The organism is Nonomuraea monospora, assembly GCF_039531895.1.
Lineage (GTDB): Bacteria > Actinomycetota > Actinomycetes > Streptosporangiales > Streptosporangiaceae > Nonomuraea > Nonomuraea monospora.
On sequence record NZ_BAAAQX010000027.1, the window covers coordinates 72889 to 92823 of the forward strand.

General features: G+C 73.1%; 15 protein-coding genes and 1 riboswitch. Of the genes, 10 read left to right on the forward strand and 5 right to left on the reverse strand.

The window, feature by feature from the left end:
* Positions 1–31: 31 nt before the first annotated feature.
* A complete protein-coding gene (locus ABD331_RS39750; protein ID WP_344487193.1) occupies positions 32–772 on the reverse strand; it encodes an acetoacetate decarboxylase family protein in 741 nt (246 codons plus the stop codon).
* Between the two features lie 170 nt (positions 773–942).
* On the opposite strand from ABD331_RS39750, the gene ABD331_RS39755 reads away from it, so the two are divergent.
* A complete protein-coding gene (locus tag ABD331_RS39755) occupies positions 943–1587 on the forward strand; it encodes a TetR/AcrR family transcriptional regulator (RefSeq protein ID WP_344487195.1) in 645 nt (214 codons plus the stop codon).
* Between the two features lie 5 nt (positions 1588–1592).
* Here ABD331_RS39755 and ABD331_RS39760 read toward each other — a convergent pair whose 3' ends face one another.
* The gene (locus ABD331_RS39760) at positions 1593–3581 is read right to left on the reverse strand and encodes a SpoIIE family protein phosphatase (RefSeq protein ID WP_344487197.1); all 1989 of its coding nucleotides are present in this window, start codon (positions 3579–3581) and stop codon (positions 1593–1595) included.
* Positions 3582–3811: 230 nt separating this feature from the next.
* Positions 3812–3932: riboswitch (SAM riboswitch) on the forward strand.
* A 56-nt stretch (positions 3933–3988) separates the two neighbouring features.
* Here ABD331_RS39760 and ABD331_RS39765 point away from each other — a divergent pair.
* Genes ABD331_RS39765 through ABD331_RS39795 form a run of 7 tightly spaced genes read left to right on the forward strand, consistent with a single transcriptional unit; the run spans position 3989 to position 13518 of the window.
* Positions 3989–5107, forward strand: a complete 1119-nt coding sequence (locus ABD331_RS39765) for an ABC transporter substrate-binding protein (RefSeq protein WP_344487199.1) — start codon at positions 3989–3991, stop codon at positions 5105–5107.
* Positions 5086–6252 (forward strand): ABC transporter ATP-binding protein, encoded by a 1167-nt coding sequence (locus ABD331_RS39770; protein WP_344487201.1) that lies wholly within the window; start codon positions 5086–5088, stop codon positions 6250–6252. Before ABD331_RS39765 ends, ABD331_RS39770 begins: the two co-directional genes overlap by 22 nt.
* Positions 6249–7136 (forward strand): ABC transporter permease, encoded by an 888-nt coding sequence (locus tag ABD331_RS39775; protein WP_344487203.1) that lies wholly within the window; start codon positions 6249–6251, stop codon positions 7134–7136. The genes ABD331_RS39770 and ABD331_RS39775 overlap by 4 nt, the downstream gene beginning before the upstream one ends.
* Positions 7129–7929: an ABC transporter permease gene (locus ABD331_RS39780; protein WP_344487205.1), complete on the forward strand. Its 801-nt coding sequence runs from the start codon at positions 7129–7131 to the stop codon at positions 7927–7929. The genes ABD331_RS39775 and ABD331_RS39780 overlap by 8 nt, the downstream gene beginning before the upstream one ends.
* A complete protein-coding gene (locus ABD331_RS39785) occupies positions 7926–10199 on the forward strand; it encodes a hydantoinase/oxoprolinase family protein (protein ID WP_344487207.1) in 2274 nt (757 codons plus the stop codon). The genes ABD331_RS39780 and ABD331_RS39785 overlap by 4 nt, the downstream gene beginning before the upstream one ends.
* A gap of 2 nt (positions 10200–10201) precedes the next feature.
* Complete coding sequence (locus ABD331_RS39790) at positions 10202–12289, forward strand: hydantoinase B/oxoprolinase family protein (protein WP_344487209.1); 2088 nt, start codon at positions 10202–10204, stop codon at positions 12287–12289.
* Positions 12286–13518 (forward strand): amidohydrolase, encoded by a 1233-nt coding sequence (locus tag ABD331_RS39795; protein ID WP_344487211.1) that lies wholly within the window; start codon positions 12286–12288, stop codon positions 13516–13518. Before ABD331_RS39790 ends, ABD331_RS39795 begins: the two co-directional genes overlap by 4 nt.
* On the opposite strand, the gene ABD331_RS39800 is transcribed toward ABD331_RS39795, so the two are convergent.
* On the reverse strand, positions 13515–14237 hold the full coding sequence (locus ABD331_RS39800; RefSeq protein ID WP_344487212.1) for a cytidylate kinase family protein: 723 nt from the start codon (positions 14235–14237) through the stop codon (positions 13515–13517). The two genes, ABD331_RS39795 and ABD331_RS39800, sit on opposite strands and share 4 nt — an antisense overlap.
* Positions 14238–14405: 168 nt before the next feature.
* On the opposite strand from ABD331_RS39800, the gene ABD331_RS39805 reads away from it, so the two are divergent.
* Both ABD331_RS39805 and ABD331_RS39810 read left to right on the forward strand, forming a co-directional pair.
* Positions 14406–15473, forward strand: coding sequence for a helix-turn-helix transcriptional regulator (locus ABD331_RS39805; RefSeq protein WP_344487214.1), 1068 nt, complete (start codon positions 14406–14408; stop codon positions 15471–15473).
* 122 nt (positions 15474–15595) lie between these two features.
* Positions 15596–16336 carry a hypothetical protein gene (locus ABD331_RS39810; RefSeq protein WP_344487216.1) on the forward strand — a complete coding sequence of 247 codons (741 nt, stop codon included), beginning with the start codon at positions 15596–15598 and terminating at the stop codon, positions 16334–16336.
* Here the strand turns inward: ABD331_RS39810 and ABD331_RS39815 are convergent.
* Complete coding sequence (locus ABD331_RS39815) at positions 16231–17028, reverse strand: hypothetical protein (protein WP_344487218.1); 798 nt, start codon at positions 17026–17028, stop codon at positions 16231–16233. The genes ABD331_RS39810 and ABD331_RS39815 overlap by 106 nt on opposite strands.
* A gap of 264 nt (positions 17029–17292) precedes the next feature.
* Complete coding sequence (locus tag ABD331_RS39820; protein WP_344487220.1) at positions 17293–19926, reverse strand: family 78 glycoside hydrolase catalytic domain; 2634 nt, start codon at positions 19924–19926, stop codon at positions 17293–17295.
* Positions 19927–19935 lie beyond the last annotated feature (9 nt).

A 19935-nucleotide genomic window follows, 5' to 3' on the forward strand; every position in this document is an offset into this window, starting at 1 on the left:
TTGTTCTCCTGTGGCTGAGGGGGGGAGGGGTTCAGATCCGCCGGGAGCCGACGACCTGGCCGAGGTCGAAGTCGAACTCCTGGGTGTCCAGACGGGCGGCGAGCACGCGGATGTCGCCGAGCGGGCCGAAGGGGTCGCGGGGGCCGTCCGTGAGCGTGAGGGTGCCTTCGGCGCGGACGCTGGCGTGCAGCACGCTGTTGGGGTAGTCGACCCGGATGACCTGGGCGATCTCCGGCTCGGAGGCGTGGTCCCGGGCCAGGAGCCGCACCTGGAGGTTGCACTGGCCCATGTCTGGGACGTTCAGCTCGGCGGGCCAGGCGCCGGCCGGCTCGCCGGTCACGGTGATCTCCGAGCGGACGAGGACGTCGCCGTGGCGGCGGCAGGCGAGGCTGAGGCCGCCGGGGGTCTGCTCCCAGGTGAACTCGCCGCCCTTCTTGGGCCACGGCCACATCTCGCGCCCGGCTGCCAGGCCCATGTCGATGTCGATGTACTCCAGCGAGCAGAACTTGCCGACGTGCTCCTCGAAGCGGCACGGCACGTTGAACGCGACGTTGTGGGAGCCCTGGTAGCCGTCCACGTCGCCGATGAGCAGCCAGCTCACCACGACGAAGTCGCCGATGGGCTCCAGCGGCTCGGGCAGCAGGCGCCGGGTGACGCCCTCGTCCACACCGCAGAGCAGCATCACGCGGGTGCAGTCGCGGAAGTGGTGGGGCGCCGGATGGTAGAGCGGCGTCGACCAGTCGGGGATGGTGATGGCGGTGGGTGCGGACATGGAAACGACTCCGAAATCGAAATGGACTCTATTTTGATTTCGGCTAGTCTGTGGCATGACCGCTCCGGCCGTCAAGAGTCGTCTTCGCAGGTGACCCGACACCCAAGATCGCGACGTGCCCGGCCCGCCATCCCGACCGCTAAGGTGGTCCGGACCTCGGAGGACAAGACGTGACCCGCAGCCCCTTGATCGACCTGGCGTCGGCGATGCGCCGCGCCCCGACCCAGGAGCGCAGCAAGGCCAAGGTCCGCGCCATCCTGGACGCCGCCGACGAGCTGCTCGGCGAGCTCGGGTACGACACGCTCGTGGCCACCCCGTGGCCGATCGTCGAGCGCGCGGGCGTCACGGTCGGCGTCTTCTACCACTACTTCGAAGGCGGCGAAGCGGTCCTGGAGGCCCTCGGGCTGCGTTACTTCGAGAGCGCGGGGGAGCTGGTCGACGCCCTGGCGAGCCGCTCCTACCCCGGCTGGGAATCGGTGGTGGACGCCGTCGTCGACACCTACGCCGGCTTCTACGGCCGCCCGTCCGTGCGCGAGCTGTGGCTGAACAACCGGCTGACCGCCGTGGCCAAGGAGGCCGGCCGCGAGGTCAACGACTACATCTACCGCACCATCACCGACCTGCTGGAACGCACCTCGGGCGGCACGCTGAGGCTGACCCCGATGGGCGCCCGCATCACCAACAGCATCGGCGACCAGCTTCTGCGCCTGGTCGAGGACGAGGCGGAGCCCGCCCGCGCCGAGATGATCGCCGAGGTCAAGATCGCCATGCGCAGCTACTGCCGGACCTTCCTCGGCGGCCCCGACCGCCCCTGAGTCCCTTACGCGGCGAGGCCCCCGATGGGCTGCTCGGTCCAGATGGTCTTGCCCGCCTGCGTGTACCGGCTGCCCCAGCGGCTGGTGAGCTGGGCGACCAGGAACAGGCCCCGCCCGCCCTCGTCGGTCTCGCGAGCCCGGCGCAGCCGGGGCTGGGTGCTGCTGGAGTCGGACACCTCGCAGATGAGCACGTGGCGGTCGCGGATGAGCCGAAGCCCCACGGGCGCGCCGCCGTAGCGGATCGCGTTGGTCACCAGCTCGCTGACCACCAGCTCGGTCACCAGGGCCATCTCCTCCAGCCGCCAGGCGGCGAGCTGGCCGCTGGTCAGCTTGCGCGCGTCGCCGACGACGGCCGGGTCGGCGGGGAACTCCCACTCGACGGTGTCGGTCGCGGGCATGGCGAAGGTACGGGCCAGCAGCAGGGCGATGTCGTCGACCGGCGGCGTGGCGGGCAGCTCCGCCACCAACTGGCGGCCGATCTCGGGCAGCGCGCGGCCGGGGCGGCACAGGACGTCCAGGCGCCGGCGCAGCCGGTCCATGCCGTCGGCGAGGTCGCGGTCGTCCCGCTCCACCAGCCCGTCGGTGTAGAGGGCGAGGACGCTGCCCTCCGGCAGGACGATCTCGACCGGCTCGAACGGCATGTTCCCCACCCCGAGCGGCGGGCCGGGGGAGAGGTCCACGAAGGCGGCGGCGGAGCCCGGCCGCACCAGGGCCGGGGGCGGATGGCCCGCGCTGGCCATGACGCACCGGCGCGTCACCGGGTCGTAGGTCACGTACAGGCAGGTCGCCCCGATGCCGTCCCCGGACCCGCCGGACTCCTCGGCCAGCCGCAGCACGAGATCGTCCAGATGCGTCAGCAGCTCGTCCGGCGGCAGGTCCAGGTCGGCGAGGGTCTGGATGGCGGTGCGCATCCGGCCCATCGTGGCGGTGGCCTGGAGGCCGTGCCCGGTGACGTCGCCGACGACGAACGCCACGCGCAGCGACGACAGCGGGATGACGTCGAACCAGTCGCCGCCCACCTCGGCGCGGTCGCCGGCGGGCTGGTACATCCCGGCCGTCTGCGCGGCGGTGAGATCCACCGGCGCCTGCGGGAGGAGGCTGCGCTGCAGGGTCACGGCCGCGGTGTGCTCGCGCGTGTAGCGGCGGGCGTTGTCCACGCTCAGGGCCGCGCGGGAGACGATCTCCTGGAGGAACCGGACGTCCTCGGCGTCGAAGGCCTCCGACCGGCCGGTGCGCCACGCCTCGACCGCGCCGAGCAGCAGGCCGCGCGCGGACAGCGGCGCGACCAGCAGCGATTGGGCGTCCGCGGGCACCATGAGCCGCGTGTGACCGGCCAGCCCCTGGAGGATCTGGTCGCGGCTCGTCATGAGCAGCGGCTCACCGCGTTCGAGAACGCGTTTCGACGGGTGGTCGGACGGCAACGGGAGCAGGTGACCCACCTGCATCAGCCCGGCCGGCCACGGTTCGCTGACCGCGACCCGCCGGTAGTCCGCGCGGACGGCCGGCTGCGGCTCGTCGCCGGCCATCACCGCGTCGGAGAGGTTCACGGTCGCGTAGTCGGCGAACGCCGGGACGACCACGTCCACGAGATCCTGCGCCGTGCGCGTGATGTCCAGGGAGGCGCCGATGTTCGCCGCCGCCCGGTAGAGCAGGTCCAGCCGCCGGCGCGCGGGCTTCCGCTCGGCCAGGTCGATCAGCACGGCCGCCGGCCGTCCGCCGGCCCGCTCCAGAGCCGACACGGAGATCTCCCACTCCTGGCCGGGGCACTGCCGCCGGTGCAGCGCCAATCGCCCACCGGCGAGCGCCTCGCCCCTGGCGAGGGCCTCCTTCAGCCGCTCCTCGACCTCCCGGGCCTCCTCGGCCGTGAGCACCACCGCCCGGTCGCTGTCAGGGGAGAGCAGCAGGCCGCCGAGCAACTCGGGCGGCGCCTCTCGCAGGTCGCACCGACGCAGGACGAGCGCGAGGCCGGCAAGGGAGTCGTCCGCTGCAGCCATGGCCTGCCTCTCCATCGGTTCACGTCACGACCGGAGATCATCCCCAGCATCACACGAGGTCAAGAGGGGCGTCCAGCCGGGTGGGGGCTGATTTTGCCAGCCGCTTGGGGCCTTTTTGCCGTCGCGGGCCACGCTGTCAGGAGGAGGGAGAGCCCGCCCGTATATTCGGACTAGAGGCGCAAACAGCCCCAAATTTCCCTTCAGACAAACCCTACTGGTATAGTCGCTTTTGTCACGAGTTCAGTGCTAAGCCCCGGCTTGCTGGACGGCAACCCTCCCTACCGCGGCGGGGTGCCCCGGGTGATGACATGGTCGTCGAGCTCAACGGTGCTCCGGCGGCAAGCGCGGCCTGCCGGCTGTGCCCTGCCCCGCGCCCTTGACCGGCTGTCTCCGATGGGAAGGAAATGATGAAGGGCGGACTCACTCGCCTGACGGGAGCCGGCGCGGCCCTGATGCTGGCGCTCACGGCCTGCGGCGGCGTGGACACGGGCGGCCAGGCGGGCACCGACGCCGGCACCAGCACTGGCGGCGGATCGGCCGCGCAGCAGCAGATCACGGTGACCGCGTTCGCGGGCGCGTGGGGCGAGCTGTTCAAGAAGTCGTTCGTGGAGCCGTTCGAGCGCGACACCGGCGCCAAGGTCAACCTCGTCTACGGCGCCAACGCCGAGTGGCTGACCAAGCTGCGCGCCGCCGGCGGCGAGAACCCGCCGTTCGACGTCATCGCCTTCACCCCCGACGCCTCGCTGCCCGCCGCCTCCGCCGGCCTGCTCCAGCCCCTCGACACGGCCAAGCTGACGCACTGGAAAGAGCTGGACCCCGTGCTCAGCGGCAAGTCCGCCTACGACGGCAAGCAGTACGGGGTGCCGCTGACCACCGGCTCCACCGGCCTGCTCTACCGCACCGACCACATCAAGACCGCCCCGCAGGACTGGTCGGATCTCTTCGACAAGGAGTACTGCGGCCACGTCGCCCTGCCCCCGCTGACCTACAACCCCGGCCTGGAGTTCTTCTCCGCCCTGGTCACCAGCGAGGGCGGCAAGCTGTCCGACCCGGCCGCCGTGGACAAGGCGTTCGCCAAGCTGGAGACGCTCAAGGGCTGCGTGTCGGCCTTCCCCGCCAACGCCGGCAACGCCGCCACCGTCATCGAGAACGGCGACGCCTGGATCATGCCCTTCTGGGACGGCCGCGCCTTCGCCCTGGCCGAGGCGGGCTCCCCGATCGGGTTCACGTACCCCAAGTCGGGCCCGGTGGGGGCGCTGACCTCGTACTTCGTCGCCAGCGGCAGCCAGAACGGCGAGCTGGCCACCAAGTTCCTCGACTACCTGACGGCCGCGCAGAACCAGAAGCCGTTCGCCGAGGGCACCTGGTACGCGGCCGGCAACGACTCCATCGACTACAGCGAGCCCTTCGAGCAGAAGGTGGAGCACGGGGCCGAGGTCTTCGAGAAGTTCACGTGGGTCGACTACGCGGTCGCCACCCCCAAGCTCAACGAATGGCAGCAGCGATGGAACCAGATCTTCGGCTGAGCCACGAGGCGGGCGGGCACGTCGAGATCGAGGGCCTGGCCGCTGGCTACGACGGCCACCGGGTGCTCGACCTCGACCGGCTGTCCATCCGCAAGGGCGAGTTCCTGTCCATCCTGGGGCCCAGCGGCTGCGGCAAGACGACGCTGCTCAACTCCGTCGCGGGCTTCGTCCGGCCCTCGGCGGGACGCATCGTGATCGACGGCGACGACGTCACCGGCCGGCCGCCGTACCGGCGCGGGCTGGGCATGGTGTTCCAGAACTACGCGCTGTTCCCGCACCTGACGGTCGCCGCGAACGTGGCGTACGGGCTGCGCGTGCGGCGGCTGGGCAAGGCCGAGCGGGCGGAGCGGGTCGCCGAGGCGCTGCGCCTCGTCGGCCTGGAGGGCTACGCGGAACGGCGGCCCGGACAACTGTCCGGCGGGCAGCAGCAGCGCGTCGCGCTGGCCCGCGCCCTGGCCATTAGGCCCGCCGTGCTGCTGCTCGACGAACCCCTGTCCAACCTGGACGCCAAGCTTCGGCGGGAGATGCGGGTCGAGCTGCGCGCCATCCAGCGGCGCATCGGGACCACGATGGTGTTCGTCACCCACGACCAGGAGGAGGCGCTGGCGCTGTCCGACCGGATCGCCGTGATGAACGGCGGGCGGATCGAGCAGCTCGGGACGCCCGACGAGGTGTACCGGCGGCCGGCGACGCGGTTCGTGGCGCAGTTCATCGGCGCGGCCAACGTGCTGGAGGGCACGGCGGACGGCGCGGGCGGGCTCCGCCTCGGCGACGGCCTGCTCGCCGGCGGTCTGCCTGACCTGCCCGAGGGTGAGCGGGCGGTGGTCGCGATCCGTCCCGAACGGATCCGGCTCGCCGCCGGCGGGGCCGGCCTGGCGGGAACCGTGGGGTACCGGGCCTTCGCCGGTGACGCCTGGCACGTCGAGGTGCGCCTGGCGGACGGTCGTACGCTGAGCGTCCAGATCGCCGACACCGGCGTGGGCTCGGCCGACCCGCCGGGAGCTGGCACGCCGGTCGTGGCGGCCTGGGACCCGGCCGACGTGATCGTCCTGGAGACGGGCGCCGCGCCGGCCGAGCCTGAGCACGGCGAGCGGCCGGAGTCCGGCGAGCGTACGGGGTCCGGCGAGCGGACGGAGGCGCGATGACGTCCGCCGTCACCGGGGCGTCCGCCCGTCGGCGGGTCAGGCGCGGCTGGGTGTACGTCCTGCCGCTGGCCGTGTTCCTGGCGGCCCTGTTCCTGGTGCCCCTCGTCCGCCTGCTCCGCCTGAGCTTCAGCCCGGTGGACGGTTTCGGCGCCGCGCTGCCCGGCTGGACCCTTTCCCAGTACGGCCGCGTCCTCACCGAGCCGTACTTCTACGGCTCCCTCCTCCAGACCGCGGCCACCGCGCTGCTGGTCGCCGCGCTGTGCGTGCTGCTGGCCTACCCGGCCGCGTACGCGCTAGCCCGGCGGCGCGCCGGAGTGCTGCGGACGCTGCTGTTCGTCATCGTCATCTCGCCGCTGCTGACCAGCGTGGTCGTGCGCACGTACGGCTGGGTCGTGCTGCTGTCGGGCAACGGCGTGGTCAACAAGGCGCTGATCGCGGCCGGGCTGCGGGACCAGCCGGCCCAGCTCCTCACCAGCTACCCGGCGGTGGTGGTCGCGGTCACGCACGTGCTGCTGCCGTTCGCGATCATCCCGCTCACGACGGCGCTCGGCGGCATGGACCGCAACCTGCACCGCGCCTCACAGACGCTCGGCGCCGGCCCCGTCAGGACGTTCCTGCGGGTCACCGTTCCGCTGAGCCTGCCCGGCGTGGTGACCGGCGCGCTGATCGTGTTCGCGCTGGCCATGGGCATCTACATCACGCCGCTGCTGGTCGGCGGGGTGACCCAGCCGCTCACCGGCATCCGCGTCTACGAGCAGGTGTCGACGGTGTTCGACTACCCGGTGGCCGCGGCGCTGAGCTTCGCGCTGCTCGCCCTGACCGTCGTGTCCACGGGGCTGCTGGCGGGCGTGTTCCGGATCTGGGAGAGGCGGCTGCATGGGTGAGCGTGCTTACGACAGGACCGTGCGCCTGATCGGCGTCGCGCTGGCGGCCCTCGTCTTCCTGTTCCTGATCGCGCCGCTCGTGGTGCTGGTGGTCAGCTCGTTCAGCCCGTCGGGGTCGATGGCGTTCCCGCCGTCGGGGTTCTCCCTGCGCTGGTACGCCGAGGTGCTCGGCTCGCCCGACTGGCAGGTCTCGTTCCGGCTGAGCGGGCTGCTGGTGCTCCTGGTCGTGCCGACGACCGTGGTGATCGGGACGCTCGCCGCGTACGGCCTGACGCAGGGCTCCTTCCCCGGCCGCAAGCTGCTCACCGGGCTGGCGCTGTCGCCGCTGATGGTCCCGGAGATCATCATCGCGCTCGGCCTGCTGTACTACTTCCACGGCGTCGGCCTGATCAACTCGCTGCCCGGCCTGTGGCTGGCGCACTCACTCGTGGCGCTGCCGTTCGTGGTGCGCGCGGTCACGGTGAGCGCGGCCCAGCTCGACCCGGTGCTCGAACGGGCGGCCACCAGCCTCGGCGCCGGCCGGGCCAGGGTGTTCTGCACCGTGACGCTGCCGCTGCTGCGGCCCGGCATCCTGGCCGGCGCGATCCTCGCCGCCGTCACGTCCCTGGGAGAGGTGGCCGTGACGGCGCTCGTCGCGGGCGCCAACACCACGACCGTGCCGCTGCGCATCTTCTCGGCCGTGCAGTACCAGCTCGACCCGTCCATGGCCGCGGTCTCCACCCTGCTCATGGCCGCCAGCGTGGTCGTCATGGTGGTGGCCGACCGCTTCGCCCGCATCTCGGAGGCATTGTGAGAACCGCCAGGATCGGCATCGACGTGGGAGGCACGTTCACCGACCTCGTCGCCGTCGTGCCGGAACGCGGCCTCGTCGTCCACCACAAGGAGCCCAGCACCCCCGCCGACCCCTCCCTCGCGGTCGCCGACGGGCTGGCGGCCATCCTCGGCCAGGCCCGCCTCGCCCCCGCCGACCTCGCGGGCGTCACACACGGCACCACCATCGGCCTGAACGCCATCATCCAGCGCCGCGGCGCCCGCATCGCGCTCATCGTGACCGAGGGCTACCGGGACCTGCTGGAGATCGGCCGCAGCCGCATGCCGTCCTCCTTCGACCTGTACGCGGGCAAGGAGGAGCCGCTCGTCCCCCGCAACCGCATCGTCGAGATCCCGGCCAGGCTCGGCCCCCGCGGCGAGCCCGTCACCGAGCCGGACGACGCCGCCCTCGACGGCGTCGCCGCGCGGCTGCGCGCCATCGGCGCGGACGCCGCCGCCGTCGTCATCCTGCACGGCTACACCAGCCCGGCCTTCGAGGAGAGCGTCGCCGCGCGCCTTCGCGAGCGGCTGCCCGGCCTGCCCGTGACCGCCTCGGCCACCGTCTGGCCGGAGGTGCGCGAGTACGAGCGCGCCCTCGTGGCCTGCCTCAACGCCTACATCCAGCCGCTCATGGACGCCTACTTCGCCCGGCTGGAGCAGCGGGTGCGGGCGCTCGGCGTCACTGCGCCGATCTTCATCAGCGCGTCCAACGGCGGGTCGATGAGCCTGCGGTCGGCGGCCGACCGGCCCATCGAGACCGTGCTGTCGGGGCCCGCGGCCGGGGTGGCGGCGGCGGCCCGGCTGGCCCGCGAGCCAGGCGTCGGTGGCGCCAGTGGCGTCTCCGGCGTCGGCGGCTTCTCTGGCGTCGGGGACATGACTGGCGTCGGTGGCCTCTCTGACGTCGGTGGCGGCGGGGGCATCGTGACCTTCGACATGGGCGGCACCAGCAGTGACATCGCGGTGACCGTCGGCGGCGCGCCCGAGCTGGCCACCCACACGACCGTGGGCGGGCTGCCCCTCATCCTGCCCGTCGTCGCGGTGAACGCGATCGGCGCGGGCGGGGGATCGGTCGTGTGGGCCGACGGGCAGGGGGTGCTCAAGGTCGGGCCTGCCAGCGCGGGCGCGGATCCGGGGCCGGTGGCGTACGGGCGGGGCGGGGAGCGGCCCACCGTCACCGACTGCTACCTGGTGACGGGGCTGATCGACCCGGCGACGTTCCTGGGCGGCCGGATGCGGCTGGACGCGGACGCCGCGGCCAAGGCGCTGTCGGCGATCGCCCTGCGCGGGCCGGGCGATCAAGCAGGCCCAGGCGATGGTGCCGGCTCGCGTGCGAGCTCGCGTTCCGGTCACGGCGCCGAGGAGGTGGCCGCGGGTGCGCTGCGGGTGGCGACCGCCGGGATGGCGACCGAGCTGCAGAAGATCATGGCGCAGCGCGGCCTCGACCCGCGGCGCTTCACGCTCGTCCCGTTCGGCGGCGCCGGTCCCACCCACGCCGCCATGCTGGCCGGGGAGGTCGGCATCACGCACATCGTGGTGCCCCCGACGGCGGCCACGTTCTGTGCCCTGGGCGCGGCGGGCGCGGACCTGCGGCGCGACTTCGCCCGCAGCCTGCGCCGCACCCTGGACGACTCCAGCGCGTCCCGCCTGTCGGAGGTGGTGGCCGAGCTGGCGGACCAGGCCCGCGCCTGGCTCACCGCCCAGCACCACGCGGCCCCGCCGCCGCCTGCGGACGGCCTGAAGCTTCAGCGGTCGGCGCAGACCCAGACGCCTCAGCAGCCTGCGGAGCCGCGGTCGCCGGACGCCGCCCGCGAGCCGCGGCTGTCGGCGGCGGCCGACATGCGTTACGCGGGCCAGGCGTACGAACTGCGCGTCCCCCTCTCCCCGGACCACCTGGACGCCGCCACCGTCGCCGAGGCGTTCCACGCCGAGCACGAGCGCCTGTACGGCTTCCGCGACCAGCAGGCCCCCATCGAACTGGGCACCGCCCGCCTCGGCGTCGTAGGCCCGGTGACCGAGCTGCCGCCCGCCTCCGTCCCCCCAGGCACGGGCACACCCACCCCGGACGGAAGCCGCCGCGTCCTGCTGGCGGGCGCCTGGCACGACGCCGCCGTCCACCAGCGCGCGAGGCTCGGCGTCGGCGACACGCTCACCGGCCCGGCGATCGTCGAGCAGGACGACACCACCGTGGTCGTGCCCCCCGGCTGGTCCGGCGAGGTAGACCAGGCCGGCAACCTCCACCTCAGAAAGGCCTGACCGTGCGGCTGGACCCTGTCACCTTGGAGATCGTCGGCAACCGGCTGACGGCCATGACCGAGGAGATGTGCCTGACCCTGCAGCGCACGAGCCGGTCCCTGTACGTCAAGGAGACCGCGGACTTCTGCTGCGCCTTCGCCGGCCTCGACGGCGGTTTCGCCGCCTACCCGCGCGGCATCGGCGTCAGCGGGTTCGTCGGGCTGAACGTGCTGGCCGCCGTCGAGGCCGCCGGGCCGCTGGAGCCGGGCGACGTGATCATCACCAACGACCCGTACCGGTCGGGCGGCCTGGCCACGCACCTGACCGACATCCAGCTCATCGAGCCGTACTTCCACGAGGGCGAGCTGATCGGCTACGGCTGGGCGTTCATCCACTGCTCCGACATCGGCGGCCGGGTGCCGAGCAGCCTGTCGCCGGTCAACGAGGAGATCTTCCAGGAGGGCCTGCAGATCCCGCCGGTGAAGCTGGTCCGCGCGGGCGAGACCGCCCGCGACGTGGAGGCGCTGATCAGCGCGAACAGCCGCACCCCTGAGGCCAATCTGGGCGACATCCGGGCCATGCGCGCCGCCCTGCGTACCGGCGGGGAGCGGCTGGCGGGGGTGATCGCCCAGCACGGCGTGCGGACGGTGCTGTCCGCGCAGCGCGACCTCGTCGCCTACACGGCGGGCAAGGCGCGGGCGGCGCTGGCGAGCCTGGGCGACGGCACCCACCGCTTCGTGGACTACCTGGACGACGACGCGGTCACCGGCCTCCCCGTCCGGCTGTCCGTCACCGCGACCCTGTCCGGTGGCGACCTGCATCTGGACTTCACGGGTACGGACCCGCAGGTGGCGGCGGCGTTCAACATCGCCACCCTGGGCCGGCCGCACGCCTGGATCACCACCCGCGTGCTCGCGCTCATCTGCACCCTCGACCCCGGCATCGCGCTGAACGCCGGGCTGGTGGCGCCGATCAGCGTCACCACGCCGGAGGGTTCGCTGGTCAACCCCGTTCCACCGGCGGCGGTGGGCGTGCGGCACGCCTCGGCCAACCGGGTCAACGACGCCGTCGGCGGCGCGCTCGGGCTGGCCGCCCCGCACGTCCTGCCGGCCGCCTCCAGCGGCCTGGTGGTGCCGGTCGTGCTCGCCGAGCAGAACGGCGTGCGCCAGAACGTCCAGGTGCTGGAGCCGATGGTGGGCGGGACGGGCGCCCGCGAGGGGGCGGACGGCGTGGACGGCCGCGACAGCGGCATCTCGAACCTGTCGAACAACCCGGTCGAGACCGTGGAGACCGAGATCGGGGTCGAGATCCTCACCTACGCCCTGCGCCCCGACTCGGGCGGCGCGGGCCGCTGGCGGGGCGGCTGCGGGCTCGAACTCACCTTCATGGTGCGCGGCTCGGGCTCGAAGCTGCTGGCCAGAGGGCTGGAACGGATGTGCTTCCGGCCCTGGGGCGTACGCGGCGGCGGGCCTGGCGCGCCCACCGAGCTGATCGTCAACGCGGGCACGCCGCGTGAGCGCCGCCACGACAAGATCGACGTGCTGCCGCTGGAGCCGGGCGACGTCGTCACGCTGCTGACCTCGGGCGCGGGCGGCTACGGCGACCCGTTCACCCGGGATCCCGACGCGGTGCTGCGCGACGTGGAACGCGGCGTGGTGACGGTGGAGGCGGCGGCCCGCGCGTACGGCGTGGTGCTCGTCGCGAGCGAGCCCCAGGCCAGCGACCAGATCGCGGGCGAGCCCCCGGTCGGCGACCAGAGCGCGGGCGGGGCCCAGGTCGGCGACCGGATCGCGCACGGGGAGACGCTGGTCGTCGATGAGGCGGCCACGCGGGCGGCCCGCGCCACCCGAAACGACAGCGAGACGGGCGTCGGCCCTGAACGGCAGGCGTGGGAGTCGGTCTTCGGCACCGCCGCCGTGGACCGCCTGGTGGCCGCCCTGTTCAAGCTCCCGTTCCCGGCCAGGACCCCACGCCGCAGAGCGCTCTACGCGTCCGTGCTCGCCCACCTGCCCACGGGTTTCCCGCGCACGGCCCCCACGTCCGAGCAGGCCGAGACCGCTCGCCGTACACTCGCCGCAGAGATCACCGCACTGGAACGGGCACCCTCATGACCACTGGTACAGAAGACCTCGCCGACCTCTACCGCGACCTGCACCGTCACCCTGAGCTGCCCTTTCAGGAGACGCGGACGGCGGGCCTGGCCGCCGACCGGCTGCGCGCGGCCGGGTTCGAGGTGCACACCGGGATCGGCGGCACGGGCGTGGCAGGCGTCCTGCGCAACGGCGACGGCCCGACCGTGGCGCTGCGCGCCGACATGGACGCGCTGCCGGTGGCCGAGGCGACCGGCCTGCCGTACGCCAGCACCGCCACCGCCCGCGACGACCAGGGCCGCGAGCTGCCGGTCATGCACGCCTGCGGCCACGACATGCACGTCACCTGCCTGGCGGGCGCCGCCGCGGAGCTGGCCGCCGGCCGCGAGGGATGGCGGGGGACGCTGGTGGCGCTCTTCCAGCCGGCCGAGGAGATCGCGGGCGGCGCGCGGGCCATGGTGGACGACGGGCTGCTCGACCTGTTCGACCGCCCGGACGTCGTGCTCGGCCAGCACGTCTTCCCGAACCCGGCCGGCCAGGTGCTCATCAGCCCCGGCGAGGTGCTGGCCGCCGCCGACAGCATCGAGGTCCGCCTGTTCGGCCGGGGCGGTCACGGCTCCCAGCCCGAACGCACCGTGGACCCGGTGGTGCTGGCCGCCGCCACCGTCATGCGGCTGCAGACCGTCGTGTCGCGCGAGGTGTCGCCGTTCGAGCGGGCGGTGCTGACCGTGGCCCAGATCAACGCCGGCCACAAGGAGAACGTCATCGCCGACGAGGCGCGCATCACGATCAACCTGCGCTCGTTCTCCCCGCAGGTGCGGCGCACGCTGCTGGACGGGGTGGAGCGCGTGGTGCGGGCCGAGGCCCAGGCGTCCGGCGCGCCGCGCCCGCCCGAGCTGCGCACCCTGCACTCCTTCCCGCTCACCACCAACGACCCGGACGCCACCGCCCGCGTCCGGCGCGCCCTGACCGCCCGCCTCGGCGCCGGCCGGGTGAGCGACATGGCGCCGCTGATGGGCAGCGAGGACTTCGGCGTGTTCGGCTCGGCCGCCGGCGTCCCGTCCGTCTTCTGGGGCCTTGGATCGGCCGACCCGGACCGGTACGAGCGGGCGGAGCGGGAGGGGCGCCTGGCGGAGGATATGCCGGGCAACCACTCACCCGCCTTCGCCCCGGTGATCTTCCCCACCCTGCCCACCGGGGTCGAGGCCCTGGTCGCGGCGGCCCTGGCCTGGCTCGCGCCGGAGGGCTAACGATCAGGGTCACCCGGTGAGCCCTCAGGCGGCCGGACCTCCCACGCCGGCCGCCGCAACTGCTCGTTGTCCACGACGACGTCGGCGTGCTCGGCCGGGCGGGCCGTGGCGAAGTAGAGCCGCTGGGCGGGGATGTAGCGGTCGCGCCAGGACCGCTCGATGTCGGCGGCGGACCCGTCCAGGGCCGCCGCGCCCCGTACCTGCGCCCGCTCGATCGTCCGCTCGAAGGGGACGGACACGAAGATCCGCAGGTCCCACCGATCGATCAGCTCAGGGCGCAGCAGAAATACACCGTCGAAGAGCAGCACCGCGTCCGCGGACGCGGTCGCGGCCGGCGGGGACGACCGGGTGTCGCTCTCCGCGTCGTACACCGAGACCTGGAACCTCCGGTCCCCGCCAGGGCCCAGCGGATCGAGCAGGACCCGGCACAGCGCGGCGCGGTCGTGCGCGTCGAAGTAGCAGCCCTCGGCCGAGTACCGGCCGCGCCGGTAGCGCTGGGCGCGGGGGACGAGGAAGTCGTCGATGGTCGCGCGGACGACGTCGCGGCCCTGCGCGCGCAGGACGGCGGCGAGCTCGTCGGCCAGCGTGGTCTTGCCTGCGGCGGGCGGGCCGTCGATGGCGACCCGCAGCGGGTGCGCGGCCGTGACGGCCTTGATCGTCTCGGCCAGCCGGGTGACCAGCTCGCCACGGGTGCCCTGCTCCATCCCTGCCTGCTCCATCGCTGCCTGCTCCATCGCTGCCGGTTGCCGAGCGCCGGTTCGTCCGAGACCTGACAGGCCCTTTCCAGGACGGTCACCTCCACTCTGGCAGGCCTCCAGCGGCAAAACGCCGTGAGAGAAGCTGCCCATACGCCAGCATTACTCATCGTGATGACTCATATGGAATCGGTGATCAGACGGCTTCGCGGCCTGTCCTGCGAGCGGCTCACCGAGGCGGAACTGGGCACGGCGCTCTCACGAACCCTCACACCCTGGGTGGGCCATGACGCCTTCCGCGTGGCAGGGCTCGACCCCGCCACCGGCCTCGGCTCCTTCGGCTTCTCCCACCGCTATCCTCTCGACCTGCTGTGGGCGCAGGTGCACAACATCCACCTCGGCGACGACCCGCACGGCGCGGCCTCCCTGACCCGTCGCCCGGTGCCGATGGGCGTGCTGGGCCAGGGAAAGGCAGGGGCGGCCCTCCAGGCGGGCGAGATCCTGGTCCGCCACGGCGTGGGCAGCGACCTGCGCATCCTGCTGCGCGACGCGGGCGGCGCCTGGGGCCTGGTCGGGCTGCTGCGCGAGGAGGGCGGTCGCCCGTTCGACGCCGAGGACGGCGAACGGCTGCTGCGTCTGACACCGGCCCTGATCGGCGTGCTGCGCGCGTACGTACAGACAGGACGGCTGCAGCCACCCCGCCCCGCCCTGCCACCCGGAGTCATCGTCGTCGGAGCCGACAACACCGTGCGCGGCATCTCCGCACAGGCGCGCGCCTGGCTGACGGAGCTGTACGCGAGGTCCGGCCGGCCGCCTGACTGGGCGGCGCACGCGCTCGTCCAGGAAGCCGCGCTGGCCGCCCGCGCCGCCGGCGCTCCTGGCGGCGCTCCTGGCGGCGCTCCTGGCGGCGCTCCTGGCGGCGCTCCTGGCGGGCACGCGCTGACCTGCGTGCCGTCGGCCTTCTGCGGGCGGTGGGTCGCCACCCAGGCCCAGCTCACCGGCCCGGACGGCGCCGGCGACGTGACGGTGGTGGTCCAGGCCCCGCCCCCACGCCTGCTGCTGCCGACGCTGGCGGCCTGGTACGCCATCACCGCCCGGGAACGCGAGGTCGTCGACCATTTGTGCACCGGCGCGGCACTCCGCCAGATCGCCCGCCGGATGGACGTCTCACTTCACACGGTCAACGCCCACCTCAAGGCGGTGTACCGCAAGACCGCCACGACCGGGCGCGAGGAGCTGACCGCCGCCCTCATGGGCTGAGCCCCTGCACGGCGTGACCCGCGCTGTCAATCCCTGACATCAGCGATGTCGCCGCCCCGCCGCCGGACGGCACAGTCGGAGCAGACCACGAAGGCACCCCCGATCCATGGAGGAGAACCCCCATGATCAACAAGCCAGATCGCCCGGCCTCCCTCGTAGGACTGCTCGGCCGCCGCCGCTCCCCTCGCGTCCGGCGGAGGACCTCGAAGCGGGGCGCGAAGAAGTTCCTCACCCTGACGGCGGTCGTCGGGCTGGTGTTCACCGGCCTGCCCACCGCCATCGCGCAAGCCGCCGCGCCCCGGTTCTCCGACGGCTTCGAGGGCAACCCCGCGCAGCGCTGGGAGCCGCTGACCAGCGGGGACGGCAGGGCCGGCTTCGACCTCGCCCAAGGCCTCGCCAGGTCCGGCGCCGACAACGGCTGGCTGTACGCCGGTCAGGGGTGGGCGGCCGAACGCATCGCGGTACCGGTCGGCGACTGGCCGGAGCGGTCGAGCTGCGTGGCGGAGATCTACGCGCAACCGGTGGGCGGCGGAGGCGCTCAGGTCGCCCTCGAGATCTGGGACCCCAACGGCTGGCACAAGCTGACCAGCACGGCGCCTTTCTCCCGGGCTCCGGCTACCAGCGCATCAGGACCAGCCGGATCGACCTGCGCCGGCTGGACACGGTCTACATCCAGGCGATCTTCGGCAAGGACGACGGAGCCAAGCAGTTCGTCCGCCTGGACGACGTCAGCCTGCAGTGCTCCTGACGGGGCGCGTCAGCCGGGAAGGCGCCAATTGCAGCGGCCCTCGATGCAGAGCTCGCTGGTCGTCCGGCGAGGATCCGGCGCCTTGATCGACACCTTGCCGCCCCACTGCTGGTAGCGGGTCTCCACGTGGACGGTCTTCCCCGTCAGCTCGTCGAGGGCGTCGGCGAACGTGAACGTGCTCTGCACCCTGCTGACCAGGCCTGACGGGCTCAGCGTGACGGTGTAGTCGAGCCTGGCGTCCTCTTCCCATCCGATATGGGTCGCGTGCTCCGCCCAGCGGGAGACCTGCTCAAGCTTCTCGAACGTGATCGCGCCGGTGACGGTGTCCCCGCTCCGCCGGCCGTTCTTCATCAGGGCGGCCAGGGTCGCGGGCTCGGCCGGATTGACGAGCTGCTCGTCGTAGCCGAGCAGCTCGGTGTGCCAGAGGTGCATCTGGTGAGAGTCCTTCCACCAGGTCTTGCCCTTCCGCAGCCACTGCGTCAGGAGACCGCCGGAACGGTAGGCGGTGCCACCGATGTCGTGGTTGAAGCCGATGACCCGTTCGCGCCCGTACTCGCCGCCGGTGGTGGTGACGTCCAGCGCCTTGACGTGGCCTCCGGCGTCGAACTCGAAGGTCCCGGTACGCCGGCGTTCCGCCCGTTCGTCGGCGCCGTCCAGAAGGGTGGTCGTCTCGGTGAAGCGCACCCCGTTCCCGGACGCCAGCACGGCCTTCAGCGCCTGGACCGGATCCTTGATCTCTGCTTGCGCGAAGGCGGTGCCCGCCAGCAGAGCGCCGCAGGCCACCAGAGTCGTGATCAGCCTCCTCATGATGGTGATCATGCCGCGCTCCGATCACGTCAGGAACACGGGCCGGTTGCGCTCGGCCTGCGGGAGGGCGCCGCCCACGTCATCCGCGACGCGGGCGGCGTCATCACGGCGGGCGAGCGCCGCAGCCTGGCGCCGAGGCCTTCGCCGAACTGGAGGAGGACGTGCTCCAGTCCGTGCGGCGGATCAGGGCGGACCCGTTCATCCCGCACAAGGACGCGATCAGGGGCTTCGTGTACGACGTCAGGACAGGGCGGCTCAGCGAGGTCAAGCCGTAGCCGCGGCCCCCGCTGGAGAAGGGTGCTGCCGGGAGAAGCGGCCGGGCCCGATCCGGTAGGTGACGCCGCCGGGGAAGCGCACCTCCCCCCGGCACCCTCCGGGAACCTCGGCCGAGATGCTCAGCAGGCCATCCCGCACACGCCACCCCACCTCGATCCTCCCCTGCGGGCTGTCGAAGGTGCCCTCCGCCCACGTCACCGACTCGTGCGGCAGCGGCTCGACGACGAACGACTCCCAGGCCACGGAGCCGGGAGCCTGCGACAGGCCGAGGGTGTGGGTGTGCAGGAAGCGGACCACCGCGCCCTTGCTGTAGTGGTTGAGCGAGGCGGTGGCGGTGCCGTCCGGGGAGACGCCGTCCCAGTCCTCCCAGACGGCGGTGGCCCCCCGGTCGAGCATGCCCAGCCAGGACGGCGAGGTGCGCTGGTACAGCAGCCGGTAGGCGACGTCGGCGTGGCCGGTGTCGGCGAGGACGGGCAGCAGGTCGGCGGTGGACAGGAAGCCGGTGGTGAGGTGGCCGCCGGCGGCGTCCACGAGGTCCACGAGGTGGCGGGCGGTCTGGTCGCGCAGGTCCGGGGGGACGAGGTCGAAGGCGAGGGCGCGGACGTGGCTCGCCTGGGTGCCCGCCCTGGTGCGGCCGTCGGCGTCGAGGAATTCGGTCTGCCAGGCGTGCCGCACCCGCTCGGCCGTGTCGTGGTAGCGGGCGGCGTCGGCGGGGTGGCCGAGCACGTCCGCGACGGCGGCGAGGGTGCGGGTGGTGCGGTAGAGGTAGGCGGTGCCGACCTCGCCCTTGTCGGCGGTGTACCAGGCGACGGGGTCGCTGGTCACGGGGTCGATGAGGGAGCCGTCGGCGGCCCGCCGCTTGGGTTCGGCCCATTCGCCCCAGTGGAAGGAGCCGTCCCACAGGTGCGCCTCGTGGGGGAGCGCGCCGGTGCGGGAGGGGTGGTGGGCGGTGCGGGCGGTGGTGAGCGCCCAGTCGGTCCAGCGGCGCATGGCGGGCCAGTTCTCGGCGAGGACGGCGGTGTCGCCGTAGGTCTCGTACAGCACCCAGGGGACGTGCACGATGGCGTCGCCCCAGCCCGCGGAGCCGGTGATCGCCTCCGCCATCGGGTCGGCGCGGGTCCTGAGCCGGTTGGGGTCGGGGGAGGAGTTGACCACGCGGCCGTCGGCGAGCTGGTCGTCGCGGACGGAGCGCAGCCACTTGCGGCTGAAGCCGGACACGTCGAACAGGCGGACGGCGGTGGGGACGAAGATCTGGTAGTCGCCGGTCCAGCCGAGGCGCTCGCGGGTGGGGCAGTCGGTGGGGAGGTCCACGGCGTTGCCGCGGAAGCTCCAGCGGGCGGCCTCGTGCAGGCGGTTGAGGTCGTCGTCGCCGCAGGTGAAGGTGGCCGTGGGGCGCAGGTCGGTGTGGACGACCCGCATCGAGACGCTCGCCGGGTCCACGGCGCGGGACAGGCGGGCGTAGCGGAAGCCGTGCACGGTGTGCCGGGGCTCGAACACCTCGCCCGGCCTGCCCGCGGAGACGACCTCGTCGCGCTGGACGAACGGGACGGGCTGCTCGCCCGGCCGCACGCTGTCCAGGTGGGAGGTGGTCAGGTCGCCGGTGGGGGACAGGTGCTCGCCGTGGTCGATGACGGTGCGGGTGCCTGACGGGCCGAGGTCGGCGAGGGTGATCCAGCCGGCGGCGTTCTGGCCGAAGTCCACGACGCAGCCGCCGCCGTCCAGCGGGGTCACCGAACGCGGGGCGAGCCGTTCGACACGGCGCACGGGCGGCGCGGGCGACCAGCCGATGGGCGGCGCGGTGACCGCGTCCACCAGGACGGGGCGGCTCTCGCCCGGAGCGGCGGTGAGGTCGGTGGTCTGGCCGTCCATGAGGTCGGCCGCGACGACGGGGCCGCGGCGGGAGGTCCAGCTTCCGTCCGTGACCGCCACCGTCTCGGTGCCGTCGGCGTGGCGGACGTGGAGCTGGAGCCGCGCCGCCGTGAGCGTGCCCCAGGAGTCGCGCTTGCGCCAGGTGCCGACGGCGCCCCGGTACCAGCCGTCCGACAGCACGATCTCCAGGTGGTTGACGCCGTCGCGCAGCAGCGCCGTGACGTCCATGACCTGGGCGTACAGCGTTTCGTCGTACGAGGTCCAGCCCGGGGTCAGCTCGGCCGTGCCGGCCCGCGTCCCGTTGACGAAGGCCTCGTAGAGGCCGAGGGCGGTGGCGTAGAGCCGGGCCTCGGCGATGTCGTCCCGCAGCTCAACGCTGCCGGAGAGCACAGACGGTGAGTTCTCGCGGGGGGAGATCCAGCGCGCCGACCAGTCCGCGTCGAACAGGCCCGACTCGAACGTGTGCCATGGCGACCACGGCGACGACGCGCCGTCCAGGTGGGTGCGGACCCGCCAGGCGACGTGCTGTCGGCTGCGCAACGGCGGCAGCGGCCAGTCCACGAACAGGTGCCGCGCCGACGTGACGCGCTCCACGCTCCGGTCGGTGCCGTCCACGCGCAGGTGCAGGTCGTAGCCGTCCTGGCCGCTCCACTCGCGGGGCAGCTTCCACGACAGCCTGGGCGCGGGGCCGGAGACGGGGAACTGGTCCCCGCCGCTGTCGATCCGCAGGTCGTAAGGCGATGGGCTGATCATTTCCACATT